1 protein-coding gene is annotated in these 664 nt (G+C 39.9%); it reads left to right on the top strand.

Features of this window, described 5'->3' with window-relative positions; all coding sequences use genetic code 11:
• Positions 1-664: group II intron reverse transcriptase/maturase (gene ltrA, locus L8D11_RS05385; protein ID WP_236870643.1), on the top strand; the 664-nt coding region annotated here is incomplete at both ends.

The raw sequence follows: 664 nt of genomic DNA, 5'->3' as shown, positions 1-664 counted from the left end.
CTTTAGAGCTGTAAAACGCAATAAAGGTGCGCCTGGTATCGACAAAAGAACTATCTCTGAGGTTGAGGCTGTTCTAGATGATATAATCAAAGAACTCCAATCTTCAATTATTGCGGGCATTTACATTCCCTCTTCTGTAAGAGGAGTGCAAATACCAAAGGCAAATGGTAAAACCCTTTTACTTGGTATACCCACAGTGATTGATAGAATGGTGCAACAAGCGATAATCCAAATCTTATCTCCTATATTTGACCCACATTTCTCTGATAACAGCTATGGATTTAGACCTAAGCGCTCTGCTTCTGGCGCTATCTCCAAAGCTAAATCTTATGTGAAATCTGGCAAATCTTGGGTAGTGGATATTGACCTAGAAGCTTTCTTTGATAACGTCAATCATGATATTTTAATGTCTATGATTGCCCGCTCCATATCTGATAAGAAACTGCTAAAACTCATAAGGTCGTTCTTGAATGCTGGCATGATGCAAAATGGTGAGTCAAGTAAGAGAGACATAGGAACGCCACAAGGTGGGCCGCTCTCACCACTTCTTAGTAACATTTTACTTCATGAACTAGATAGAGAACTTCACTTGCGCAAACACTCATTTGTGAGGTATGCTGACGACTGTAACATTTATGTTAGTTCTAAGCCTGCTGCTCAAAGA

This window comes from Candidatus Bandiella numerosa, assembly GCF_021811875.1.
Lineage (GTDB): Bacteria > Pseudomonadota > Alphaproteobacteria > Rickettsiales > Midichloriaceae > Aquirickettsia > Aquirickettsia numerosa_A.
The sequence above is the reverse complement of the archived record's forward strand: the minus strand, read 5'-3'. Positions and strand labels throughout refer to the sequence as shown.